10 protein-coding genes are annotated in these 6,910 nt (G+C 58.3%); 7 read left to right on the top strand and 3 right to left on the bottom strand.

The features are described from left to right. Window positions 1-210: 210 nt before the first annotated feature. The 5 genes from JCM17207_RS00170 to JCM17207_RS00150 all read left to right on the top strand — a co-directional run bounded on the left by JCM17207_RS00170 (window position 211) and on the right by JCM17207_RS00150 (window position 2,804). On the top strand, window positions 211-705 hold the full coding sequence (locus JCM17207_RS00170; RefSeq protein ID WP_238315432.1) for a GNAT family N-acetyltransferase: 495 nt from the start codon (window positions 211-213) through the stop codon (window positions 703-705). A gap of 85 nt (window positions 706-790) precedes the next feature. Then, the gene (locus JCM17207_RS00165) at window positions 791-1,648 is read left to right on the top strand and encodes an AraC family transcriptional regulator (protein ID WP_238315431.1); all 858 of its coding nucleotides are present in this window, start codon (window positions 791-793) and stop codon (window positions 1,646-1,648) included. A gap of 169 nt (window positions 1,649-1,817) precedes the next feature. Next, window positions 1,818-2,036 (top strand): aspartate dehydrogenase, encoded by a 219-nt coding sequence (locus tag JCM17207_RS00160; protein WP_238315430.1) that lies wholly within the window; start codon window positions 1,818-1,820, stop codon window positions 2,034-2,036. Window positions 2,037-2,082: 46 nt separating this feature from the next. Beyond that, complete coding sequence (locus JCM17207_RS00155) at window positions 2,083-2,493, top strand: peptide deformylase (RefSeq protein WP_238315429.1); 411 nt, start codon at window positions 2,083-2,085, stop codon at window positions 2,491-2,493. Next, entirely contained in the window at window positions 2,490-2,804 is a 315-nt protein-coding gene (locus JCM17207_RS00150) for a TIGR04076 family protein (protein ID WP_238315428.1), read from the top strand. Before JCM17207_RS00155 ends, JCM17207_RS00150 begins: the two co-directional genes overlap by 4 nt. A gap of 13 nt (window positions 2,805-2,817) precedes the next feature. Here the strand turns inward: JCM17207_RS00150 and JCM17207_RS00145 are convergent, their stop codons facing one another. After that, the gene (locus JCM17207_RS00145; RefSeq protein ID WP_238315427.1) at window positions 2,818-3,486 is read right to left on the bottom strand and encodes a hypothetical protein; all 669 of its coding nucleotides are present in this window, start codon (window positions 3,484-3,486) and stop codon (window positions 2,818-2,820) included. Window positions 3,487-3,648: 162 nt separating this feature from the next. Here JCM17207_RS00145 and JCM17207_RS00140 point away from each other — a divergent pair, with 162 nt between their 5' ends. Then, the gene (locus JCM17207_RS00140) at window positions 3,649-4,107 is read left to right on the top strand and encodes a metallophosphoesterase family protein (RefSeq protein WP_238315426.1); all 459 of its coding nucleotides are present in this window, start codon (window positions 3,649-3,651) and stop codon (window positions 4,105-4,107) included. 85 nt (window positions 4,108-4,192) lie between these two features. On the opposite strand, the gene JCM17207_RS00135 is transcribed toward JCM17207_RS00140, so the two are convergent. After that, window positions 4,193-4,921, bottom strand: a complete 729-nt coding sequence (locus tag JCM17207_RS00135; protein ID WP_238315425.1) for a hypothetical protein — start codon at window positions 4,919-4,921, stop codon at window positions 4,193-4,195. A gap of 18 nt (window positions 4,922-4,939) precedes the next feature. Then, complete coding sequence (locus JCM17207_RS00130; protein ID WP_238315424.1) at window positions 4,940-5,458, bottom strand: zeta toxin family protein; 519 nt, start codon at window positions 5,456-5,458, stop codon at window positions 4,940-4,942. Between the two features lie 251 nt (window positions 5,459-5,709). Here JCM17207_RS00130 and fucO point away from each other — a divergent pair, with 251 nt between their 5' ends. Further along, window positions 5,710-6,858, top strand: a complete 1,149-nt coding sequence (gene fucO, locus JCM17207_RS00125) for a lactaldehyde reductase (protein WP_238315423.1) — start codon at window positions 5,710-5,712, stop codon at window positions 6,856-6,858. The last annotated feature ends 52 nt before the right edge of the window (window positions 6,859-6,910 follow it).

Raw genomic sequence — 6,910 nt, 5'->3', positions numbered from 1 at the left:
TACATCCAGTTTTATAACCACGAGCGAATCCAAACGAAAGCAGGAGTGGCTCCGCTAACGCTCCGCCACTCCTGCTGAATCCTAATCTCCTACACTTGGGGCTTTTTTGTACTGTCCACACAATTTGGACCGGTTCAGTTCAGCCAGCTGGTTTTAGGGGGCTTTTCTTTCGAACTTTGTACGATACTGTACATAAAAGCGGAGGTACCCATGAAGCCGGGAGATTTTTTCATCCGCAGGATCCAGCCGGAAGAATCTTTTCTGCTGGAGGAATTTCTCTACCAGGCAATCTATCTGCCAAAAGGGGCTGTTCCGCCGCCCCGCTCGGTGGTCCGCCTGCCGGAACTAAGGGTGTATATTGAAGATTTCGGCTCCCGCCCGGGGGACCTTTGTCTTGTGGCGGAAACAGAGGGGCAGGTGGTGGGGGCTGTATGGAGTCGGATTATGGACGACTATGGCCATCTGGACGACTCCACCCCGTCGTTGGCCATTTCACTGTTACCGGGATACCGTGGGCGGGGCATCGGCACCCAATTACTGGACAGTCTATTGTCCCTGCTCTGGCAGAAAGGTTTTGCCCGGGCCTCGCTGTCTGTGCAGAAGGAAAACCCGGCTCGGCGCCTGTACGAACGGGCGGGATTTCGGGTGGTTGTGGAAAAAGGCCCGGAAGATGTAATGCTTTGGGAACACCCGCCGGCCCTTTGATCTGCCCCCGACAAAACAAAGCACGCAAAATCGGGCGCAAGTCCCGGGGTTGGTGTAGGATGAATCCGGAAGGATGGTGTGACCAATGGATTGGGTAACAAGCATTCATCGGGCGATCCAGTATATCGAGGGGCATCTCCGGGAGGAATTGACCATCCGGGATATCGCACAGCAGGCGGCCCTGTCTCCCTTTTACTTTCAAAAGGGCTTTGCGATGCTGTGCGGCATGACGGTGGGGGATTATATCCGCCAGCGCCGGCTCTCCGCCGCCGGGCTGGAGGTCCTCACGACGGACCGGAAGATCATCGACATTGCGCTGGAGTTCGGCTACGACTCGCCGGACAGCTTCACCAGAGCCTTTGCCCGGTTCCATGGCCTTACACCTGCCGCACTGCGAAAAAGCGGGGGCGCGGTACGTTCCTTTGCTCCGCTGCGTATCAAAGTGATATTGGAAGGTGGTCAAAATATGGATTGCAAGATCATGAAAAAAGAGGCTTTCACGGTGCTCTGCCGGGCCATGACCTTTAAGTATGAGGATGCCGCCGCCCAGGTGCCCCAGTTCTGGGCCCAGCATTTTGCCTCGGGCGGCGGCCAGGTGGTGTGCGGCATGTACGGCATCAACCTGGACGAGAGCATGGGCGGCAACGAGTTTGAGTACCTCATCGCCGACAACTACGACCCCGCCCGGGAGATCCCGCAGGGGTTTACCACCCGCACCATTCCGGCCCATACCTGGGCGGTGTTCCCCTGTACCGGCCGGATGCCCCAGGCACTTCAGGAGTTGAATCAGCAAATTTTCTCCCAGTGGCTGCCCGCTAATCCCGACTACAAGATTGCCGCCGGAATCAACGTGGAATTGTACAGCGACGCCAGCAAGTTTGAGAGCGGCACCCAGGACAAGGAATACTACTGCGAGATCTGGATCCCGGTAGAAAAGAAGTAACTCTTTGAAAAAGGTACCAGGCCCCCGGCGGAAAACCGGGAGCCTGGTGTTTTTTTACCGATTCGACCAAAGGAGCAACACAGCAGCCCATTGACATCCCCGGCCGCCAAACGGTATCATAAACCTATAAAATCCTTTTCCAACACCCGCAGGGAAGGGGGCATAACAAATGTTCTTTAAAAAGAAACAGGAAACCCGCACCTACGACCGACAGACCCAGAAACCGGTGATCCGTTCCAGCATCTGCACTGGGGAAAAGTCGGCGGGGTTCCGAGATCTGCGCACCGGCAAATTCACCGAGATCCTGCTGCTGCGTACCCCCGGAGACCTGGAAGAATTCCGCCGCCTCTATGGCATCGGGGAAGAAGAAATCTCCACCGAATACTGAAAAACGCTCGGCTGCCTCCAAAAATCAAACACAAGGAGAAACCCATATGATTCGTGAAATCTGTAAAGATCCGCTGTTCCTGGCCCAGAAGGCCCAGCCCGCCGGGCCGGAGGATTTGCCCCTCGCCGCCGATTTGCTGGAAACCCTGATCCACCACCAGGAGGGCTGTGTGGGGATGGCCGCCAATATGATCGGGGTGAACAAGCGGATCATCGCCTTCGACAACGAGGGGGAATATATGGTCATGTATAACCCGGAAATCCTCAAAAAGTCGGGGCCCTACGAGACCGAGGAAGGTTGCCTCTCCCTCACCGGCACCCGCCCGGCCAAGCGGTGGAAGTCCATCAAGGTCCGCTGGCAGAATGAGAAATTCCAGGAACGGGTCAAGACCTTTACCGGCTGGACAGCTCAGATCATCCAGCACGAGATCGACCACTGCGAGGGGATTCTGATATGAAAAAGTGCAAGATCACCGTCCTGCGGATCACCCGGTACGAGGACCTGATGGCCCGATACGAAAAACCCCTCGCCCACGCCTGCGGCATGGAGGAGGGGCAGATTTTCATTGCCAACGGCTGGGAAAAACCCGAGGGCTTTTGTTCCAGCGCCTGGGAGGCTTTGTCTCCCTTTGTGCTGGCGCTAAGCCACGGGGCGGAGAACTTTTACGACGGCTGGATGAAGAATCCCAAATCCGCCCTGATCTCCTGCAACGACGGTTTCCGGCCGGTGAGTTTTTTGGTGGAAGCGCTGGACGAGGACGCAGACTGAAACAGATTCCGGGTTACTGGGGCAGAAGCATCAGGCAGTCGGCGTTGGCCTGACCGGGATAGCTGGCCGCCACCACGCCGTACCAGGCCACCAGATGGCTGCCCGGCTGGATGTCCTCCAGGGCGACGGGTTCGCCGGAGCCGTAGAGGGTAATGGGGGTGTTCTGGTCGGCCCGGAGCAGCAGCCCGCCGTTGTCGGTGGTGATGGTCAGCTGGCCGTCCACCAGAGAGACTTCCTCTACCTCATGGTACTGGGCGCAGCTGATGTCCATGGGGATGTTCCGCACCACCGCAAAGGCGGGGGACTGGGGCGGCAGGGAGAAGGTAGCGATGGGGCTGTGGAAGACATAGACGCTCTCCCCCTCCTGGAGGGTGGAGGGGTCAGAAGCGGTGCGGTTGCCGCTGTCGATCCAGACCGTCTCCTCCGAGAGGTTCATGACATATTCGCCGTACTGCTCAGAAGTCAGCCAAAGCTGGGTGATCTGCCCGTTTTCGTCCTTCACGATCTGCTGAACGGTGCCGTAGTAGAGCACGCTGTCCGGCAGGGCGGGCACTTCCTGGGTCGTGGCGGTCACAGAAGCGGCAGTGTCAGAGGGGGCGGCAGGGGACACAGCCAGGGCGGGCAGAACCATTCCACAGGTTAAAGCGCCGGTGAGCGCCAGTGCAATCAGCTTTTTATTCATAAACGTTCGCTCCTTTTCAATGGATGGGGAGAAAGGAACTTTCTCGAAAAAGCCTTTTCCGTTTCTCCCTTTCGCTTAGAATACGATTGGGGGCCCCCGAAAAAGGCAGAGGTGGAAAAAATTGTATTCCCCGGCCCGCAAGGCCCCGAGACAGGAGGAAAAATGAAACTTGTAATTCTCTCTGATACCCACGGCCTGCTCCGGCCCGAAGTGCTGGAATGTCTGAAAGACGCCGACGCTATTTTACACGGCGGGGACATCCATCGGCCCGAAATTGTGGAGCAGCTGCGGCAGTACGCGCCCCTCTATGTGGTTCGGGGCAACAACGACAAAGCCTGGGCGGAGGAGATCCCCCATGACCTCACTGTCACCCTGGAGGGGCTGACCTTCTGCATGGTTCACAACAAAAAGGAGCTGCCGGCGGATCTGTCCGGGGTGGATGTGGTGGTCTTTGGCCATACCCATAAATATGTGCAGGAGGAAAAGGAGGGCCGGCTCTGGCTCAACCCCGGCTCCTGCGGGCCCCGGCGTTTCCACCAGGAGATCACCCTGATGACAGCCCAGCTGTCGGAGGGAAAGATTCAGGTGGAGAAAATCACCATTCCCCACCGGGCCCGATGAAGCGCCGTATCGCCTCGGAAATTTTATCCTCTTAGGAAAACCCCCGCTCCTGTGCCCGCAACGGGTGCCGGAACGGGGGCTGTCTTTATAAGGAATCAATGGGTGCGTTAAGATCAATAAAACGGCATAGACCGCTCCAGTTCCGGGCAACAGAACGGGTGACCTCTTCCAAGACGGCCCGGTGGGCCTGGTGTGTAAAAAAGAAATAATAACGGTTTGTGTAACGGGGGTATTCCAAAAGCAGGGTGTGGTCGGCTTTTAAAAAGCTGTTCTGAAAATCCAGTACCCCCTGGATACAAGCTGCTTTTTTGGTCATCTGGGGGCGGTGCTGGTAGAGGATCACGCTCTGGCCCCGGTCGTAATAGTCTTTTACCTCCTGCCAGGTGGTGTGCTTTTCCTTGGCAGAATGACGCCGGTGCATGTTGGCGGTTTCCAGGCCGTTGTCCGGGTCGAGAAAAACAAGGTTTGCCCCGGCGGTACATTCCAGCGCCCGCTGGTGCCAGTGGGGGCGGGCGGCCCGGATCAGCGGCTCGCCGAAGAACAGCGCCGGGAACAGCCTGCTTTTTTCCAGGGCCTCAATGGTTCGTCTGTGGGGGACCAGTTCGGCCAGGCAGTCGAACAGCGCCGGGTCATGGGCCCGGTAATCCTCGGGCTTTTCCAGGTATTGGGTGTATTTTCCGTCGTCCTGTTTGCTGTGGCCGTGGGGCACCACCCGATACCAGTTCACCCCGAGCCGGAACCCGGCAGCGGTTACCGCCCGCAGCAGGCCATATTTGCCATAATCCCCGATGTCGCCAATATAAAGATCCTGCATACTTTTATTTTCCCCCGTCTAATCCAGTTCGATTTCGGTCGGGTACTCCCCGTCAATCAAAAGATATTCCACCCCATATTTCCGACAGGCCGCCAGAGTCTCGGCGTTGTCCCGGAGCAGAGTCTCCAAAGTGCAGTCCGAGTCGTCCAGCCGCTGCTCCACCACATTGGCCCAGGCCTTGATTTCCGGATAATGGCGGCGGATGTACCCCTCGCTCATCACCAGGCAGCGGCAGCGGATCTGGGCCTGGTATTCGGGCGGGAAATCCTTTGCCCAGTCGAAGGGAATATAGCAGCCCTCCACAATCAGGTTCTGCCGGTTTTCGATGGCGGTCTTTATCATCTCCCGCACCACCGGCCAGAGATAACCGGTCAGAGCCTGGTCGCTGCTGGCGGGGGTCAGATCGGTGTACCCGCTCCGGATCAGCCCCATTTTCAGGTGGTCGATGGAAAGATAGGGGAAGTGGTATTTCTCCAAAAGCCGTTGGGCCAGGGCGGTTTTCCCGGTGTGGGATGCCCCTGCAATCAGAACAATCATGGCGGTACCTCCGGCAATGTTGGCGGTGAATGGATAGCTCTATGATACCATGCACCGCCCCGGACTGACAACCGAAAAAAGAGGTGGGAGGGACAGTCTTTGCCCCATTCAAAAACAATTCGTTAAAAATGCCGCAAACCCCTTGAAAAACGCCCCAAACCCTGCTTAACTAGAAGTAGCTGGGGCCTACGGGCGAGCAGGCCCACCCCAAAAAATAAGAGATCCCGTCCGGATCAAAGGAGTGCATTGTTATGGTATCCCGCATTGTTCTGAACACCATCTCCTACCATGGCCACGGCGCCATCGAGAACATCGTTCCCGAGCTGACCGCACGCGGCTACAAAAAGGCTTTTGTCTGCTCCGACCCCGATCTGATCAAGTTCGGCGTCACCAAGAAGGTCACCGATCTCTTGGACGCCGCCGGGTTTGCCTATGCCGTTTACAGCGACATCAAACCCAACCCCACCATCCAGAACGTCCAGGACGGCGTAGCGGCTTTTAAGGCGTCCGGCGCCGACAGCATCGTGACCATTGGCGGCGGCTCCTCCATGGATACCGCCAAAGCCATCGGCATCATCATCAACAACCCCGAGTTTGCCGACGTCCGCTCTCTGGAGGGGGTGGCCCCCACCAAGAAGCACGCGGTCTTCACCATCGCGGTCCCCACCACCGCCGGCACCGCCGCCGAGGTGACCATCAACTACGTCATCACCGACGTGGAGAAGAAGCGCAAGTTCGTCTGTGTGGATACCAACGACATCCCCGAAGTGGCCGTGGTTGACCCCGATATGATGGCCTCCATGCCCAAGGGCCTGACCGCCGCCACCGGTATGGACGCCCTGACCCATGCCATCGAGGGCTACATCACCAAGGGCGCCTGCACCATCTCGGATATGTTCCATCTGGAGGCCATCCGCCTGATCTCGGAGAACCTGCGGGGGGCTGTCCAGAACACCCCCGAAGGCCGCGAGGGGATGGCTCTGGGCCAGTACATTGCGGGCATGGGCTTCTCCAACGTGGGCTTGGGCATCGTCCACAGCATGGCCCACGGTCTGAGCGCCCTCTATGATACCCCCCACGGCGTGGCCTGTGCCATCCTGCTGCCGGTGGGCCTGGAGTATAACAAGAGCGTTGCCGGTGAGCGTTACCGCGCCGTGGGCAAGGCCATGGGCGTGGTCGGCATCGACCAGATGACTGCAGCCGAGGCCGCCGACGCCACCATCGCCGCCGTCAAGCAGCTGTCCGCCGACGTGGGCATCCCCGCCAACCTCAAGGGCATCCTGAAGGAAGAGGACATCCAGTTCCTGGCCGAGTCGGCCTATGCCGACGCCTGCCGCCCCGGCAACCCCCGGGACACCAGCGTAGAGGAGATTGTCGAGCTGTACAAGAGCCAGCTGTAAGCCTTTGCATTAAATGAAATAACCGCCGCGCGGAAAACGGTCAGCAGTTCCG

Origin of the sequence: Faecalibacterium gallinarum (assembly GCF_022180365.1) — a bacterium.
Classification (GTDB): Bacteria; Bacillota; Clostridia; order Oscillospirales; family Ruminococcaceae; genus Faecalibacterium; species Faecalibacterium gallinarum.
Note: the sequence above shows the minus strand (reverse complement) of the source record. Positions and strands in the feature narration are given on the sequence as shown.